Origin of the sequence: Pandoraea norimbergensis, from assembly GCF_001465545.3 — a bacterium.
Taxonomy (GTDB): domain Bacteria; phylum Pseudomonadota; class Gammaproteobacteria; order Burkholderiales; family Burkholderiaceae; genus Pandoraea; species Pandoraea norimbergensis.
The window spans coordinates 5,818,881-5,836,730 of the sequence record NZ_CP013480.3; the positions used below are offsets into that span (position 1 = coordinate 5,818,881).

13 protein-coding genes are annotated in these 17,850 nt (G+C 62.3%); 4 read left to right on the forward strand and 9 right to left on the reverse strand.

Annotated elements, in window-relative coordinates:
- Positions 1-37: 37 nt before the first annotated feature.
- Together AT302_RS25555 and AT302_RS25560 are read left to right on the forward strand one after the other, a co-directional pair.
- On the forward strand, positions 38-1,237 hold the full coding sequence (locus AT302_RS25555; RefSeq protein WP_058376396.1) for an amino acid aminotransferase: 1,200 nt from the start codon (positions 38-40) through the stop codon (positions 1,235-1,237).
- A 133-nt stretch (positions 1,238-1,370) separates the two neighbouring features.
- Positions 1,371-2,669: an MFS transporter gene (locus AT302_RS25560; RefSeq protein WP_058376397.1), complete on the forward strand. Its 1,299-nt coding sequence runs from the start codon at positions 1,371-1,373 to the stop codon at positions 2,667-2,669.
- A 60-nt stretch (positions 2,670-2,729) separates the two neighbouring features.
- Here the strand turns inward: AT302_RS25560 and AT302_RS25565 are convergent, their stop codons facing one another.
- Together AT302_RS25565 and AT302_RS25570 are read right to left on the reverse strand one after the other, a co-directional pair.
- Complete coding sequence (locus AT302_RS25565) at positions 2,730-3,014, reverse strand: HepT-like ribonuclease domain-containing protein (RefSeq protein WP_084656470.1); 285 nt, start codon at positions 3,012-3,014, stop codon at positions 2,730-2,732.
- Positions 3,011-3,301 carry a nucleotidyltransferase family protein gene (locus AT302_RS25570; protein WP_058376398.1) on the reverse strand — a complete coding sequence of 97 codons (291 nt, stop codon included), beginning with the start codon at positions 3,299-3,301 and terminating at the stop codon, positions 3,011-3,013. The genes AT302_RS25565 and AT302_RS25570 overlap by 4 nt, the downstream gene beginning before the upstream one ends.
- A gap of 329 nt (positions 3,302-3,630) precedes the next feature.
- Here AT302_RS25570 and AT302_RS25575 point away from each other — a divergent pair, with 329 nt between their 5' ends.
- The gene (locus AT302_RS25575) at positions 3,631-4,482 is read left to right on the forward strand and encodes a hypothetical protein (protein ID WP_157125877.1); all 852 of its coding nucleotides are present in this window, start codon (positions 3,631-3,633) and stop codon (positions 4,480-4,482) included.
- Between the two features lie 146 nt (positions 4,483-4,628).
- Here the strand turns inward: AT302_RS25575 and AT302_RS25580 are convergent, their stop codons facing one another.
- The 6 genes from AT302_RS25580 to hpaH form a co-directional block, all read right to left on the reverse strand.
- On the reverse strand, positions 4,629-5,618 hold the full coding sequence (locus AT302_RS25580; protein WP_058376400.1) for a 2-dehydropantoate 2-reductase: 990 nt from the start codon (positions 5,616-5,618) through the stop codon (positions 4,629-4,631).
- An 80-nt stretch (positions 5,619-5,698) separates the two neighbouring features.
- On the reverse strand, positions 5,699-6,646 hold the full coding sequence (locus tag AT302_RS25585; RefSeq protein WP_058376401.1) for a fumarylacetoacetate hydrolase family protein: 948 nt from the start codon (positions 6,644-6,646) through the stop codon (positions 5,699-5,701).
- Between the two features lie 12 nt (positions 6,647-6,658).
- Positions 6,659-7,552 carry a DODA-type extradiol aromatic ring-opening family dioxygenase gene (locus AT302_RS25590; protein ID WP_058376402.1) on the reverse strand — a complete coding sequence of 298 codons (894 nt, stop codon included), beginning with the start codon at positions 7,550-7,552 and terminating at the stop codon, positions 6,659-6,661.
- Positions 7,553-7,610: 58 nt separating this feature from the next.
- A complete protein-coding gene (locus tag AT302_RS25595; RefSeq protein ID WP_058376403.1) occupies positions 7,611-9,086 on the reverse strand; it encodes an aldehyde dehydrogenase family protein in 1,476 nt (491 codons plus the stop codon).
- Between the two features lie 31 nt (positions 9,087-9,117).
- The gene (gene hpaI / locus AT302_RS25600) at positions 9,118-9,894 is read right to left on the reverse strand and encodes a 4-hydroxy-2-oxoheptanedioate aldolase (protein ID WP_058376404.1); all 777 of its coding nucleotides are present in this window, start codon (positions 9,892-9,894) and stop codon (positions 9,118-9,120) included.
- A gap of 29 nt (positions 9,895-9,923) precedes the next feature.
- A complete protein-coding gene (hpaH, locus tag AT302_RS25605) occupies positions 9,924-10,727 on the reverse strand; it encodes a 2-oxo-hept-4-ene-1,7-dioate hydratase (RefSeq protein ID WP_058376405.1) in 804 nt (267 codons plus the stop codon).
- A 545-nt stretch (positions 10,728-11,272) separates the two neighbouring features.
- Here hpaH and AT302_RS25610 point away from each other — a divergent pair.
- Positions 11,273-13,474 carry a TonB-dependent receptor family protein gene (locus tag AT302_RS25610; RefSeq protein WP_084656471.1) on the forward strand — a complete coding sequence of 734 codons (2,202 nt, stop codon included), beginning with the start codon at positions 11,273-11,275 and terminating at the stop codon, positions 13,472-13,474.
- Positions 13,475-13,607: 133 nt separating this feature from the next.
- On the opposite strand, the gene rpoC is transcribed toward AT302_RS25610, so the two are convergent.
- Complete coding sequence (gene rpoC / locus AT302_RS25615; RefSeq protein WP_058376406.1) at positions 13,608-17,831, reverse strand: DNA-directed RNA polymerase subunit beta'; 4,224 nt, start codon at positions 17,829-17,831, stop codon at positions 13,608-13,610.
- Positions 17,832-17,850: the final 19 nt, after the last annotated feature.

The window sequence follows — 17,850 nt, forward strand, 5'->3', positions numbered from 1 at the left end:
TCTGCGACGCCCCCTGCGAGGCCCCATGCAAGGTCCCATGTTTTCTCACGTCGATGCCTACCCCGGCGACCCCATCCTTGGTCTGAACGAAGCGTTTGGTCAGGACCCCCGGCCGCATAAGGTCAACCTGTCGATCGGCATCTATTTCGACGATGCCGGCCGCCTGCCCGTGATGGGTGCCGTGCGCGAAGCGGAAACCGGCGTGCTGGCCGACATTGGTCCGCGCCCGTACCTGCCAATGGCAGGCTCTGCCGCCTACCGCGACGCCGTGCAGGCCCTCGTCTTCGGCGACACCTGCGCCGCCCGCCGCGAGCAGCGCATTGCCACCTTGCAGACCCTCGGTGGCGGTGGCGCGCTGCGCGTGGGCGCCGACTTCCTCAAGCGCTACTTCCCCGACGCCACCGTGTGGATCAGCGACCCCAGCTGGGACAACCATCGCGTCGTGTTCGAGAGCGCCGGGTTCCCCGTGCAGGCGTATCCGTATTACGACGATGCCACCGGCGGCCTGCGTTTCGACGCGATGCTCGATACGATCGCCAAACTGCCGCCGCGCAGCATCGTGCTGCTGCACGCGTGCTGTCATAACCCGACGGGCGTCGATCTCACCCCGGCGCAGTGGCAGACCCTCATACCGGTGCTGCGCGAGCGCGGCCTCATCGCTTTCGTCGACATGGCGTATCAGGGCTTCGGCGATGGACTCGATGCCGACGCCTTCGCCGTGCGCGCACTCACCGAGTCGGGCGTACCGACCGTCGTGGCGAATTCGTTCTCGAAGAACTTCTCGCTGTACGGCGAACGTTGCGGCGCGTTGTCGGTTGTCTGCGCTTCGACGCAGGAGGCGTCACACGTCTTCGGTCAACTCACCGGCACGGTGCGGGCGAATTACAGCAATCCGCCGACCCACGGTGCACGGCTTGTCGCACAGGTGCTCACGACGCCCGCGCTGCGTCAATCGTGGGAAAAGGAACTCGACGGCATGCGTACGCGCATCGCCTCGATGCGCGCAGAAATTCACGCGCAGCTCGCGTCACATGTCAGCGACGAGAAGCGTTCGCGCTATCTCGCGCAGCGCGGCATGTTCACGTACACCGGCTTATCCGCAGCACAGGCAGACGCGCTGCGCGAAACCCACGGCGTCTACATCCTGCGCTCGGGGCGTATGTGTGTGGCGGGGCTCAACACGCGCAATGTCGGCACGGTCGCCAGCGCGATTGCGCAGGTGCTCACAGGCCATTGAGAGGGCACGGGGGCGTTGGCGCCCCCGACAAAGCATCACCAGAAACAATCATCGGAAACACGGAGCGCATGCCTCCGCCAAACGCATGCCGAATCCATAACTACATCACGACATCACGTCGACTGGAGACACCATGACAACAGCCACCGCCGCCGGCGCGCGTTCTGACGCGCACCAAGGCGACCACATTGCCAAGCACCCTTGGCGTGCGGTCATTTCCGCGTCCATCGGTAATGCGCTCGAATGGTTCGATCTGGTGGTGTACGGCTTCTTTGCCGTGACCATTGCGAAGCTGTTCTTCCCGACGCACGACGACACGACGTCGTTGCTGCTCACGCTGGGCACCTTCGGCGTGTCGTTCTTCATGCGTCCGCTGGGTGCAATCGTCATTGGTGTCTATGCCGACAAGCAGGGGCGGCGCGCGGCGCTCACGCTGACCATTCTGATGATGATGGTCGGCACGGCGATCATCGCGTTCATGCCGACGTACGCCTCCATCGGCGTGCTCGCCCCGGTAGGGATCGTGTTGGCGCGGATGATTCAGGGCTTTTCTGCGGGCGGTGAATTCGGCAGCGCGACGGCGTTTCTCGCTGAGCATGCCCCACGGCGTCGCGGCTTCTTCGCGAGCTTTCAGGTCGCGAGTCAGGGCCTGACGACGCTGCTCGCCGCCGGGTTTGGCGCGTTGCTCACCAGCACGCTGTCACCGGAACAAATGCAGAGTTGGGGCTGGCGGGTGCCGTTCCTGTTCGGTCTGTTGATCGGACCGGTGGCGTACTACATTCGCCGGCATGTCGATGAAACGCCGGAGTTCCTGCAAGCGGAGCCGACCGAGACACCACTGCGCGACACGCTGGAGCATCAGAAAATGCGCCTGCTGCTGGCCGTGGGGGCTGTCGTCGTCGCGACAGTGTCGACGTATCTTGTGCTGTACATGCCGACCTACGCGATCAAGCAGTTGGGGCTACCGGCATCGGTCGCGTTTGCCGCGACGGTAGCCACGGGGCTCGTGCAGATGTTTCTGTCGCCGGTGGTGGGTGCATGGTCTGACCGCGCCGGTCGCACGAAGCCGATGATGATTGCGGCGGCCGCGCTGCTGGTCTTGATCTGGCCGATGTTCTGGCTGCTCTCGACGTACCCGAGCTTCGGCATGATGCTCGCGCTGCAAACAGTGCTGGGGGTGCTGATGACGGTGTACTTTGCGCCGCTGCCCGCACTGGCCTCCGAGATATTCCCGGTGAAGACACGCACCACGGGCCTGTCGCTGTCGTACAACCTGTCTGTGACGTTCTTCGGTGGCTTCGCCCCGTTCATCCTCACGTGGCTCATCAACGTGACCGGCAGCAAACTGGCGCCGAGCTTCTACATGATGGCGGCTGCGGCAATCGGGCTGCTCGCCCTGAGCCGGATTTACCGGCATACCGGGGTGCGGTAGGTTGACTTAGAGCTCGTTCAGTCGGTCGAGAAGATCCGGCAACGCGATCTTGATAGTGTCTCAGACCATGTCAAGATTGATTTCGAAGTAGCCGTGAGCGATGCGATTGCGCATGCCGCGCATCGCTCGCCACGGCACTTCTGAGTGCGCTTGGGAGAAGTCAGCGTGGCGGTCCATGATCTTGGTAGCCGCCTCGCCGATGATTATCAGACTCATCACTACAGCTTGTTGCGTGCGCTTGTCCTGAAGAAAGTCTTCCTTTGACAAACCATCGACAAAGTCGCAGGCATCGGTTGCTGCCAGCCGCATATGGTCGAGATAGTCGGGTAGACGTGTTTCACTCATACAGGACGAGCCTCAGCGAGTACCTGTGCCCGAAATTTCAATGGGAGATCTGCTGGCGTCAGCACATCGACGTGCACACCCAGCATCGACTCCAATTCATCCTGCAAGCCGCCGAGATCGAAAAGTGTTGTGCCGGGCAAAGCATCCACCAGAAGATCGAGATCGCTGTCGTCGCGATCCGTTCCGCGCAGCACCGATCCGAACACGCGTGGATTTACGGTGTGATAACGCTCAACCGCCTCGCGGACTGCGGCGCGCTTCAGTTGCAGCACCATGGATGGTCGCATGACGCACCTCGACAAAGATGACTCGACAGCCGTCAATATAACCCATGCCCCGTACTCGACTTCATCACGGCTGCCGCTATCGGATTCGCCGCCCTGAGCCGGATTTACCGGCATACCGGGGTGCGGTAACACGACCCTGATTCGCTAATGCCAACGACCGAGGCCATTTCATACGGAATGGCCTCAGTTTTATCCCGCCCTTGAAGTGACATTTCACAGATCACCGGGTGAATTGATCGTATCTCCATGGTCGCGTCGCAGAGTCGCTTCAGCCCGCGATTCCTCCATCGATTTCGCAGGCTTCCTCGAAACGAACCGGAGATCACGACATGTACGACTCGATTCAAACCGATCAGAGCAAATTTGTGGCTTTGGTCAGAAGATTCTCCCAACTGACCGGCAGGCCTGTTCCTCTTAAAGAAGCAGGACACGGGGCGTACTTCCTCGGAGATGCCGGGATGAAGAATCTGGCTGATATGGTTGACGGTATTCAGTCGTTCCAGAAACTGCACCCGGGCTTCGCTCAGATTATCAACGCACCCAAAACATCTTCTCCGATCAATTCAATGGCGCACGGCCTATTGATCGTCAATCAAATCGACAGCGAGAAGGTTCCGCCCGGGCTCGACAAGGTGGCAGAGGATAAGTGGCGGGAAGCGCAGAAAAATGACCGCCAGGCAGAAATGGATTCGTACATGCATCTGGGCGGGAGCATTACCCTCAAACAGGGACAGACAACCTTCGTCGATAGCAACGATCGAAAGGTGAGTATCGATTATTGGGTCGCGTTCATGCCCGGCCACATGACGATGCGTGTGAGAACAAACTTGCTGGTGGATAACCTGCCGACGCAGCGCAAGGAATATTCCGACGGCGAACTGACTCAATTCAAGGGTATTTCGGACCTTGAAAAGCAGGTATTCACGAACTTCAAGTTTGTCCCGGCCGGGAAGCCCGAGGAAGTCGTCGAACCACTGATGGACGCCGCGCGTAGTTCGCAAGCGCATGACGTGCTGGCAGTGGCGGCTGGTCTGGACGGTCACACGCCGGCCACCGCAAAGCTCGATGCCCTGTTGCAATCGATGGGTGCCTTCACGCCCGAGAACAACGGCGTCGACCAGACCCTCACGCGCGTTACGTCGGCGCCGAAGGCATCGGTGTCGCTCGCCACACCGCATTAACGTCTTTACGGGGGCGCCTCACTTCGATCACCTTGCGTGATCCGCGCTAATTGCGCGGCGTCAACTGTGTAACACATACAACGGACACTCACGGCGGACTCGGCAACGCAGTCCGCCGCGCTCATGCCAGCCAACGTTGTGCAGACCTACTGCGGATATAACCCGCGCACTCGCCCAAACAACCGCGCCAAACCGAGCAACGCATCGATATTCGGCGTCGCCACTGACAGCGTCTGCCCCATCTCGCGCACCACGCTCACCAACGCGTCGAGCTCAATCGGCCGGCCGGCTTCCACATCCTGCAACATCGACGTCTTGAACGCACCGAGCTTCGCCGTTACCGCATGGCGATCCTCCGGTGATTGCTCGATCACGCAACCAATCTTCCCGCCAATCATCGCCGCCTCGGCCATTGCCGCCGAACAGAACGCGCGCACGAGCGGATCGTCGAGCACACGGTCGATGGTCGCCCCCGTGATTGCTGACACCGGGTTCATCGTCAGGTTGCCCCACAGCTTGTACCAAATGTCCTGTCGCACGTTCTCCGACGCTTTCACCTCGAAGCCCGCGCGCTCCAGCAGTCCGGCCAGCTTCTGCACACGGTCACTAGTCCCGCCGCCCGGCTCACCGATGATCAACCCGCGCCCCATCTTGTGATCGACCAACCCCGGCTCCGGCGTGGCCGCGCTCGCATGCACCACACAGCCCAACACGTTCGCCAGCGGAATCGCTGCGCCGATGGCGCCTCCCGGGTCGACACTCGTCAACGGTTCGTCGCCGAACGGCGCCACGCCCTTGCAGAACCACCACGGCACGCCGTTCATCGCCGGCAACACGATCGTGTCCGGCCCGATCAGCGGCCCAATGGATGCTGCCACTTGTGTGAGCGCCGGCCCTTTGACCGCGATCACCACCAGATCCTGCACGCCAAGCTTCTCCGCCTCTTCCAACGGATGCGCTGCCGCCACCGGCGCGGCGGAAAGCGACTCGCCCTGCTTTACCCGCCAGCCGCGCTCACGCAGCGCCGCCAGCGTCGCGCCGCGCGCCAATGCGCTGACCCGCGCTTCGCCCGTCGCCGCCAGCTTCGTGCCGATCAGCCCGCCAATGGCGCCCGCGCCAATGATCGTTACCTTCATTCGTCTGCTCCGTACCAAGAATTGCCGCGACGTGCCGGCATGACCGGGACATCTTCGGATGCCGCCACCGCTTACGTCAACTACGCCTTATTTGCCGCGCGCCGGTAGTTCTCTTTGAAATGCTCCGGTACACGCTCATCGAAGCCCAGCGCAACACGGCGTACTTCCGGGCTATCGGTCGGCGCATGTCCCACGCCGAGCGCCGCCGCACGCGGCGCTTCGATGCCGACGACCCGGCCTGACAGTCGGCCCAGCCCGGTGATCTCGCACTCGACCAGATCGCCCGCATCGACCGAGCGCGAATGGCATGGCGTGCCCATCAGGATCACGTCGCCCGGCATCAGCGTGATGTGACGCGCGATGTCCGCGATCACGTAATGCGGGCCCCAGATCGTCTCGCCGCCGATGTGCGCTTCCTGCACGACCAGTCCGTTGCGATACGTGCGCAATGTCTGCTCGAACAGATTCACGCCGCGCACGATGCCGGGACCGATCGGCAACAGCGTATCCGCGCCCTTCACACGCAGCATCGATCCCTGATCGGTATCGCGAAAGTCCTGCAACCCCATGTCGAGCGCCGGGCAGAAGCCTTCGATGTAATCCCACGCCTCGTCGGGCAATACGTTGCGGCACGTCCGGCTGATCACTACCGCGTACTCGCTCTCGTAGTTCAGATACTTGCAATCGGCAGGCTTGAGAATCTGCCCGCCATGGCCATTGAGCGAAGTCGGCGGCTTGGTGAAATACGTTGGCGTATCGGTCGGCTTCGGCTTGTTGCGCGTCTCCATGCTGCGCGAACGATACGAGATATGCACCGCGATGATCTTCGACGGGTCCACAGGCGGCAGATGCGCCACCGTTTGCGGATCAACGACGCGGCCGTCGTCGAGACGCAACTGACCGCGCAGCGAGCCGTCTTCGATCATCGTGCCCCAGAACGCGCTGCCGCCCAGCAAGATGCGCCGGCGCTCAACACGTGGTCCTCGCATGACTTCGGGGAGTGCTTTCAGCGGAAATTCGAAATCCATCGTGTGACTCCCTCAGGCCTGACGCGCGTTGCTGCTCGCGCTGTCATCGCCATCGAACCAGATATGCACGTTGCCGGTGCCGCGCGCGTTTTCGTAATCGGAGAGCACCACGCCCTTGCTTCGACATGCAGCGCCGCCCAACGCACCGACCATTTGCAGATAGTGCGCGCCGTGGGCTTCCCACGGACGCTTGCGATAGTCGCTGTCCCAGTCCGCCAGAATCTGGTCATGACGTCCCTCGCGAAACGCTTCGATCGCGCGCTTGTCGCTCTCGATGTTCTCCGGGCGCGACACGTTGCTCTCGTGAAAAATGCGCGGATGCGTGGGCTTCCAGTCGATGCCGTTGAACTTGTGACTCAGCGCGCCGGACGCCAGCATCACCACGCGCAAATCGCTGCGGCGAATGGCCTCGCCGATCACTTCCCCCGATTGCAGGAAGTGTTCCGTCTCGCAGTTCTGGCACGAGCTCACGGTCACGATCGGCCACGCATCGAGGCGCATCTGCTTGATGACGTTGATCGTCGGATAGTGACGCGGCAAATCGGGATGCTGCACGGCACGCGCGCGCACGCCCTTCTCGCGCGCTACGGCTTCCACCGCGAGCGCCAGTTCCGGATGACCACGATAGTCATACGGCACGCCGTGCAGATACCACGGCATTTCGTCCGAGACGTACATGCCGGAATAGCGCGCTCCGCCGTCGATCAAGTGATAGCCGGTCGTGAACCAGTGCGAATCGAAGATCAGCACGACATCCGGCTTCGCCGCCGCAATTCGCTCGCGCACTCGCGTGTACCCGGCGATCAAATCCGAATCCGCGCCTGCGCCCTGCAAGACGCGGAATTCCTCGCACTGCATCAGGCCGGGATGGTGCGACACCAATGCCGCGCCGACGATCTGTCCCATGGTGTTCTCCTCAATCTCTCTTGTTTTTTACGGAATGCCGCGATGCCATCAGCGATGATCAGCGATGGCTGAAGCTCGCCTTGAACGGCTGTTTCGGCACGACGACATCCTTCACGTCGCAGAAGAACTCGAAGCTCCATTCGCCGCCTTCGCGGCCTACGCCCGAGCGCTTGATCCCGCCGAACGGCGCCGCGAGATCGCGAATGCCAAAACTGTTGACCCAGATGAAGCCCGTGCGCACGCGTTGCGCGATGGCGATGGCATGCGCCTCGTCGCCATAGCAGACGCCACCCAACCCGAAATCGGTGCCGTTGGCCATGTCAACCACATCGTCGTCGCTGCGGAACGTCTGCAACGTGAGCACCGGCCCGAAGACTTCCTGCTGCACGATCTCGTCGCGTTGACGCAAGTCGGTGAGCAGCGTTGGTGCGAAATACTGCGCGCCGAACGCATGACGCTTGCCACCCCACAGCACGCGCGCGCCGCCAGCGACAGCACGCTCGACAAAACCCTCCACACGCTCAAGCTGACGCGGATGAATGATCGGCCCGACTTCCGTTGCCGCTTCACGCGGATCGCCCACGACGAGGCTTTCGACCAGCGTACGCAGCGTCTCGGTGAAACGTTGCGCGACGTCGGCATGCACGAGCAGTCGTGTGCCCGCGAGACACACCTGCCCCGCGTTGCGATACATCAGCGCGGCCGTGGCGGCGGCAGCGTCAAGATCGGCGTCGGCGAGCACGATGAAGGCCGACTTGCCGCCGAGTTCGAGGCTGCACGGCACCAGATTCGCGGCGGCCGTTTTCGCGATCCACTTCGCCGTCGTCACCGAGCCTGTGAACGAGATCCGTGCGAGCCGCGAATCGCTCACCAGCGCCGCCCCCGTCACCGCACCCGAGCCCTGCAACAGGTTGAATACGCCGGGCGGCAACCCCGCCTCTTCCGCACAGTCGGCCAATAGCGACGACGTGAGCGGTGCCCATTCGGGCGCCTTGAGCACTACGGTGTTGCCGGACGCGAGCGCCGGACCGATCTTCCACGTCGCGAGCATCAGCGGCGAATTCCACGGCGTGATGATGGCCACCACACCGGCCGGGTCGTGCCGCACGAGATGGCGCGCCTGCGGGGTCTCGATCACGCGGTCCTGCAACGTCAGTGCATGCTCGGCAAACCAAGTGATGTTTTGCATCGCGCGCGGCACCACGCCGTGCGCCATGCGCGAGCGCAACACACCCGCATCGTGGCTCTCCAGCGTGGCGAACGCTTCGGCACGACGCCCGATCGCGTCGGCAAAGCGTTGCAGATACGGCTGGCGTGCAGCCGCGCCCAGCGCCGCCCAAGCAGGGAACGCCTGTGCTGCCGAGGTGACGGCGGCGTCCACGTGCGCGAGATTGCCGCTGGCGATATGGCCGAGCAGCGATTGATCGATGGGGGAAACGCATTCGAACGTATCCGGCGACGCCACGCGTCGTCCGTCGATGAAATGATCTGGCGACACCGGAATACCGGCGACGTCAAAACGGGAAGCGCTCATGCGATGCCTCGTTGGGGGAAAGTGGGGAAATTCAATCTGCCGAGTCGGCAAACTTGGCGGCGAGCGCACGGCTCGCATTGGCGAGCAGCGACGTGTCGATGCCGACGGCAATAAACGTCACGCCGAGGTCGAGGTAGTGGCGCGCCAGCGTCTCGTCAACACACAAGATGCCGGCCGGTTTGCCGGCAGCGCGAATGCGCGCGATGCCGTCTTCGATGGCCTTGCGCACGTCCGGATGCGTCGCCTGCCCGAGATAGCCCATCGACGCGGCCAGATCCGCCGGGCCGATGAACACCCCGTCGACGCCGTCGACCGACGCGATGGCATCGACCTGCGCGAGCGCTTCGGCGGTTTCCACCTGCACCAGTAGACACGCCGTGTCGTTCGCTGCATGCAGATAGTCGTCGTAGCGATTCCAACGCGACGAGCGGGCGAGCCCGCTGCCGACACCGCGCGTGCCCTGCGGCGGATAGCGCATGGCGCTGACCAGCGCCGCCGCCATGTCGGCGGATTCGACCATCGGCACGAGCAACGTCGTCGCGCCGATTTCGAGCACCTGCTTGATGAGTACCGCATCGCCCTGCGGCAGACGCACGACCGGATGCGACGGGTAAGGCGCGACCGCCTGAAGGGCCGCGAGCGTCGAGCGCAGATCGTTAGGCGCGTGCTCGCCGTCGATCACGATCCAGTCGAAGCCGCTGCCGGCGCACAGCTCGGCGGCGTACGGTGTGGCGAGTCCCATCCACAGGCCGATCTGGCGCTGCCGGTTGGCGAGCGCCTGCTTGAAGGCATTCGGGGGCGTTTTCATGAGGTCGGTTCCGGAGTTCGGGGAGTCGGTCAGACGAAGCGCACACCGATCGCCCCCAAGGGGCCGTAATCGGCATGAAAGACATCGCCCGCCTTGCAGGCGACCGGTCGCGTGAACGACCCGGCGAGCACGATCTCGCCCGCCTGCAAGCCTTCGTCGAAGGCACCCAACTTGTTAGCAAGCCACGCGACACCGTTGGCCGGGTGATTCAGCACTGCGGCACTCAGGCCCGACTCTTCGATCACGCCATTGCGATAGAGCAACGCCCCCGTCCAGCGCAGATCGATGGCATCCGGTTTGACCGGGCGCCCGCCCAGCACGATGGCGGCATTGGCCGCGTTGTCGGCAATGGTGTCGAACACTTTGCGCGGTGTCTGCGTGTCGCGGTCGAACAGCTCGATGCGGCCGTCGATCAGCTCGAGCGCGGGTGTGACCCATGCCGTGGCGTCCAGCACATCGAACAGCGTGACGCCGGGGCCCTTGAGCGGTTTGGCCAGAATGAACGCTAGCTCCACTTCGAGACGCGGCACGATGAAGCGCCCCGCTTCGAGCGTTGCGCCATCGGCGACGAGCATGTCGTCAAGCAGCGTGCCGTGGTCGGGTTCGGTGATTTGCGCGGCCACCTGCATCGCGCGCGAGGTCAGTCCGATCTTGTGGCCGATCACACGCCGGCCTTCCGCGTATTTCAGCGCGAGCCACGCTTGCTGAATCGCGTAGCTGTCGGCAATGGTGATGTCGGGATAGCGGCGCGAGAACTGCGTCACCGGCGTGCGGCTACGCTCGGCGTCGTGCAACTCGCGGGCAAGGGCTTGATGAATCGACGCATCCAGCATCTTGTATGTCTCCGTAGCGCCGCCGCTCGCTCGGACGCTTGGGGCGCGTAGAGCGCGATGTGGGCAGCGCGGTTCTTGTCTCGATGCGCTCTATTCTTGCGGCTCGGCGCCTGCGGAACAATCAATCGATTTTGGGCGATTAGTAAGCAAAACTGGATAATCGTCGGCCGCCCCTCAGCCCCCTCTCGACTACGCCGTTGCGGCCCGAAAGCCCCTACTGTCGCAATCCAGTCACAGCCTCAACTACCCGTTGAAATTCACGAACGGCATTCGGCATACCCGGCTTCTTCTCGTATTTCTTCGCTTTTATAGCCCTTTTCCGAGCAATGCGTCCGTTTTTGCGTACCGCTATGCGCACCACGCATGGCCACCCGGGAATACCGATTCCCGATCATCAATACCCATTAAAAATGAGAGTGATTTGCATTTATAATCCGCGACGCTTTATTACAACGCATTACCCATAACAACCGACCGCGCCCGGGGGCTCGCCAAGAGCGAAGGCCGCGCTCGCCATACTCACGAAGTCACGAAGGTCAGCAAAGATGAAGATGTCCGAACGTCGCCGCGCGTCAGCGCCGGCCACTTTCAGCGCCGCCGCCATGTTGCCGGCAGCCCGCCTCCCCCGTGCCACCGCCTGTGCCGCCGCGCTGTTGATGGCGACACTCGGCGTCGCCCATGCGCAGCAGGCCAGCGATGCCGCCAACGGCGCCAGCGCCGCCAGCACCACGCGCGCCGCCAATGAAGCGAAGGCCGACGTCGAACTCGGTGCGGTCAACGTCTCGGGCGACTGGCTCGGTACGGGGCTGGATAACAGTGCGAAGACATTCCCGGGTGCACGCACGGTTGTGAAGAAAGACCAGATCGACGCCTCGGGCGCGGCAAGCATCGGCGACGTGCTGCGCCGCGTGCCGGGCGTGCAGGCCACCGACAACTCCAGCTCCGCCGGCAGCGCCATCTCGCTCAATATCGGCGTGCGCGGTCTCGCGGGTCGTTTCAGCCCGCGCTCGACCGTGCTGCTCGACGGCATTCCGCTCGCCGTGGCGCCCTACGGTCAGCCGCAGTTGTCGTTCGCCCCGGTCAGCCTCTTCAACATCGAGAGCATCGACGTCGTGCGTAGCGGCGGTGCCGTGCGCTACGGCCCGCAGAACGTGGGCGGCGTGATCAACTTCAAGACGCGCTCGATTCCGAACACGCCGGGCCTGACCGGCGACGCCACGGTGCGTCAGAACATTTACACCACCGGTGGCGGCGCCAACACGCAATACGGCCTGTTCCTCGGTACGCAGATGGACAACGGGCTGGGCCTCGCGTTGCTCTACTCGGGCATGGTCGGTCGCGACTGGCGCACGGGCAGCAACGAGAACGTGAACGACCTCGCGTTGAAGTGGCGCTACGACATCACGCCGAGCCAGCAGGTCTACGGTAAGGTCTCGTACTACGACGCCAAGTCGATGACACCGGGTGGCCTGACCGCTGCGCAGTACAACGCCGATCCGTTCCAGAACACGCGGCCGAACGACTACTGGAGCGGCAATCGCACCGGGCTCGACTTCGGCTACCTGAACACGATCTCGGAGACGCAGGAATTCGAGCTCCGCACGTTCTTCAACGAGAGCTACCGTCAAAGCTCGCTGACCAACTTGTCGGTGCTGCCGCTCGTGACCATTCACCAGCCGCGCAACTATCAGACGTTCGGCATCGAGCCGCGTTACACGCAGCGCCTGTTCCTCGGTCCGACGGCGCATGACGTCACGGTCGGCTATCGCTTCGTGCGCGAGCGCGGCGACGACAACAACTTCAGCACGACCCTGTCCAACGGCAAGAACTCGGCAACGACCACGTTCTACAACTACACCACGGCGAACGCGGTCTATATCGACGACCGCATGGCGTGGGGCAACTGGCGTCTGACGCCGGGCGTGCGCTACGAAATGATCGCCTCGCAGCGCGTCGACAAGGCCTCGGGCAGCACCTTCCGCACCGACAACAACAAGCCGCTGCCGTCGGTGAACCTGTCGTATCTGGTGAACAGCGCGTGGACGATCTTCGCGGACTACAGCACGTCGTTCGGCCCGGTGCAGAACACGCAGTTGAACTCGATGTCGGCGTCGAACCCGCTTCAGCCGGAAGTGGCGCGCACGTACGAAATCGGCACGCGCTGGACGGACAACCGCTGGCGCGCCGAGTTGACGGCGTTCAAGATGAAGTTCGACAACCAGATTCTGCAAGTGCCGAACGTCAGCCCGGCCACCTTCCAGAACATCGGTGCAACGAATCACGACGGTATCGAAACCGCGCTCGACTACACTTTCGACCGCGACAGCGTGCTGCGCGGCCTGAACCTGTACGCGAACTTCACCTACGTGCGTGCGATCCAGAAGTCGGGCACGACGGCCGGTCTCGACGTGCCGTTCTACTCGCGCTTTACCGACACGCTCGGCGCGCGCTACGCGATCGGCCAGTGGACCCTCAACGTCTCGACCACGCACCAGAGCTCGCAGTACTCGGACTTGGCGAACACCGAAGCGCAATCGGCCGACGGCACCAACGGCAAGGTGCCGGGTTACCGTGTGTGGAATCTGCAAGCGATGTACAAGCTGCCGTTCTACAAGAACGCCGATGTCACCGTGGGCGTGAACAACGTCTTCGATAAGCGCTTCTATACGCGTAACACCGATCAGAACGGCGGCATCATGGTTGGCGCCCCGCGCATGGTCTACGTGCAGGGCCACTTCGGGTTCTAAGCCAGCCCCCAACACCCAAACGGCAGGCAAAAAAAAAACGGCACCCCGCAAAGGGTGCCGTTTTTTACATCAACTTCTGTCGCAACAAAGTCAGAGGTGACAGCGCCGGTTTTCGTCGGCGCCGCCTGCCACCTTACTCTGCCGTCGGCTCTTCCACCGATGCGGGCATCGGGGCAAACGCCTCTTCCAGAGCGATCTGGTCGTGACGCTCGCGATCCGACGTTTCGCGGGCCTTGCGGGCCTTGTGATACGCCAGACCCGTACCTGCCGGGATCAGACGGCCGACGATGACGTTTTCCTTCAGGCCACGCAGGTCGTCCTTCTTGCCCATGATGGCGGCTTCGGTCAACACGCGCGTCGTTTCCTGGAACGATGCCGCCGAGATGAACGAGTCCGTCGACAGCGACGCCTTCGTAATACCCAGCAACACGTTCTCGTACTGCGCCGGACGCTTGTCCAAAGCGTTCATGGCGTCGTTCTCGTCGAGCATGTCCGAGCGTTCGACCTGTTCGCCGGTGATGAAGCGCGTATCGCCCGAATCGACGATCTGCACACGACGCAGCATCTGGCGAACGATCACCTCGATGTGCTTGTCGTTGATCTTCACACCCTGCAAACGGTACACGTCCTGAACTTCGTCGACGATGTAACGTGCCAGTGCCTCAATACCCTGCAAGCGCAGAATGTCGTGCGGATCGGCCGGGCCGTCCACGATCATTTCGCCCTTGTTCACCACCTGACCGTCGTGCACCAGCACCTGCTTTTCCTTCGGAATCAGGAACTCGTGCTGGTTGCCGTCCAGATCGGTAATGACCAGACGCTGCTTGCCCTTGGTGTCCTTACCGAACGACGTCGTACCCGTGACTTCGGCCAAAATGCCGGCGTCCTTCGGTGCACGTGCTTCGAACAGTTCGGCCACACGCGGCAGACCCCCGGTAATGTCGCGAGTCTTTTGCGCTTCGGTCGGGATACGTGCGAGCACTTCACCCACCGGCACTTGCTGACCGTCCTTGATGGTGATCAGTGCGCCCACCTGGAAGCCGATCGTCACAGCGTGATCGGTACCCGGGATCTTCACTTCCACACCATTTTCGTCGAGCAGCTTGACCTGCGGACGCACGTTCTTCGACGCCGGACCACGACGCTTCGGATCGATCACGACCAGCGTGGACAGACCCGTCACATCGTCGATCTGCTTGGCAACCGTGACACCTTCCTCGACATTCTCGAATCGGGCGAAACCGCCGTGTTCGGTAATGATCGGGCGCGTCAGCGGATCCCACGTACCGAGTTGCGTACCGGCCTTGACCTGCGAACCGTCAAGATGCAGCAGCGTTGCGCCGTACGGCACTTTGTGACGCTCGCGCTCGCGACCGTGATCATCCGTGATCAGGATTTCACCCGAACGCGAAATCACGATCTGCTCACCGCGACCATTCGTCACGTAACGCATCGTTGCCGTGAAGCGAACCGTACCGTTCGACTTGGCTTCGATCGACGAGGCCACTGCCGCACGCGATGCCGCACCACCGATGTGGAACGTACGCATCGTCAGCTGCGTGCCCGGTTCACCGATCGACTGTGCTGCGATCACGCCGACGGCTTCGCCGACGTTCACACGCGAACCGCGACCCAGGTCACGGCCATAGCACAGTGCGCACAGACCGTAACGCGTATCGCAGGTCAGCGGCGTGCGCACGCGCACTTCGTCGATACCCAGCGATTCGATCGTTTCGACAACGTCTTCGTCCAGCAGCGTGCCGGCCTCGTACACCGTCTCTTGCGTTTCCGGATTCACAACATCCGACACGGCCACGCGACCCAGAATACGGTCACGCAGGGCTTCGACCACTTCACCGCCCTCGACCAGCGCCTTCATTGCTACGCCGTTGCTCGTGCCGCAATCGTCTTCGACCACGACCAGATCCTGCGTCACGTCCACCAGACGACGCGTCAGGTAACCCGAGTTAGCCGTCTTCAGTGCCGTATCCGCCAGACCCTTACGTGCACCGTGGGTCGAGATGAAGTACTGCAACACGTTCAGGCCTTCGCGGAAGTTCGCGGTAATCGGCGTCTCGATAATCGAGCCGTCCGGCTTGGCCATCAGGCCACGCATACCGGCGAGCTGACGAATCTGAGCGCTCGAACCGCGAGCACCCGAGTCGGCCATCATGTAAATCGAGTTGAACGATTCCTGACGCACGGTCTTGCCATCGCGATCGACCGTTTCTTCCGTCGAGAGCTGTTCCATCATGGCCTTGCCCACGGCGTCGCCGGTCGCACCCCAGATGTCCACGACGTTGTTGTAACGCTCTTGCGCCGTGACCAGACCCGACATGTACTGACGGTCGTATTCCTTGACCTTCTTCGACGCTTCGCCGATCAGCTCTTCCTTCTTCGTCGGGACGAGCATGTCGTCGACGCAGATCGAGATACCGGCACGCGTTGCGAGCTTGAAGCCAGACTGCATCAGCTTGTCGACGAAGATCACCGTCTCGCGCAGACCGCAACGGCGGAACGCCGTGTTGATCAGCTTCGAGATTTCCTTCTTCTTGAGCGACTTGTTCAGCACCGAGAACGGCAGCCCCGGCGGCAGAATTTCGGACAGAATCGCGCGGCCGACAGTCGTCGGGTACAGCGTGATCTTCGGCACGAACTTCGGCGCACCTTCCGAGGTGTCCTCGTTGTGAACCATCTCGGTGATACGCACGTTCACGCGCGAAGCCAGTTCGACTTCCTTGTTGTCGTACGCACGCAGCACTTCCGAGACGTCAGCAAACGAAATGCCTTCGCCGCGGCCGTTGATCTTGTCACGCGTCGCGTAGTACAGACCCAGCACGATATCCTGCGACGGCACGATCGACGGATCGCCGTTAGCCGGGAACAACACGTTGTTCGAGGCCAGCATCAGGGTACGCGCTTCCATCTGCGCTTCGAGCGACAGCGGCACGTGAACGGCCATCTGGTCACCGTCGAAGTCGGCGTTGAACGCCGCGCAAACCAGCGGGTGAAGCTGAATTGCCTTGCCTTCGATCAGCACCGGCTCAAACGCCTGAATACCCAGGCGGTGCAGCGTCGGTGCGCGGTTCAGCATGATCGGATGCTCGCGGATCACCTCTTCCAAGATGTCCCACACCACCGCCGTCTGGTTCTCGACTTCCTTCTTCGCGGCCTTGATCGTCGTGGCCACGCCCATCACTTCCAGCTTGTGGAAAATGAACGGCTTGAAGAGTTCGAGCGCCATCAGCTTCGGCAGGCCGCACTGGTGCAGCTTGAGCGTCGGGCCCACGGTAATCACCGAACGGCCCGAGTAGTCAACGCGCTTACCGAGCAAGTTCTGACGGAAACGACCGCTCTTGCCCTTGATCATGTCGGCCAGCGACTTGAGCGGACGCTTGTTGGCACCCGTCATGGCCTTGCCGCGACGACCGTTATCGAGCAGCGAATCCACCGACTCCTGCAACATGCGCTTTTCGTTGCGCACGATGATGTCCGGTGCCTTCAGCTCGAGCAGACGCTTCAGACGGTTGTTACGGTTGATGACGCGGCGATACAGATCGTTCAGGTCCGAGGTCGCGAAGCGGCCACCGTCGAGCGGCACCAGCGGGCGCAGTTCGGGCGGCAGCACCGGCAGCACTTCGAGCACCATCCACTCGGGCTTGATGCCCGAGCGCTGGAATGCCTCGAGCACTTTCAGGCGCTTGGCGAACTTCTTGATCTTGGCTTCCGAGCCCGTGACTTTGAGCTCCTCGCGCAGACGCTCGACTTCCGAATCGATGTCGATCGCGCGCAGCAGTTCACGCACGCCTTCCGCGCCCATTTCGGCACGGAATTCGTCGCCGTATTCCTCGACCTTGTTGTAGTAATCCTCTTCGGTCATGATCTGCCGCGCTTTGAGCGGCGTCATACCCGCTTCGATCACCACGTAGGCTTCGAAGTACAGCACGCGTTCGATGTCGCGCAGCGTCATGTCGAGCACCATGCCCAGACGCGACGGCAGCGACTTCAGGAACCAGATGTGAGCGACCGGCGAGGCCAGCTCAATGTGGCCCATGCGTTCGCGACGCACCTTTGCCAGCGTGACTTCCACGCCGCACTTCTCGCAGATCACGCCACGGTGCTTCAGACGCTTGTACTTACCGCAAAGGCATTCGTAATCCTTGATCGGACCGAAGATCTTTGCGCAGAACAGACCATCACGCTCGGGCTTGAACGTCCGATAGTTGATCGTTTCCGGCTTCTTGACTTCACCGAACGACCACGAGCGGATCTTGTCCGGCGAAGCCAGACCGATCTTGATCGCGTCGAACTGTTCGTCCTGCTGGACTTGCTTGAATAGATCGAGCAAAGCTTTCATTGCTTTCTCCTATGTACCT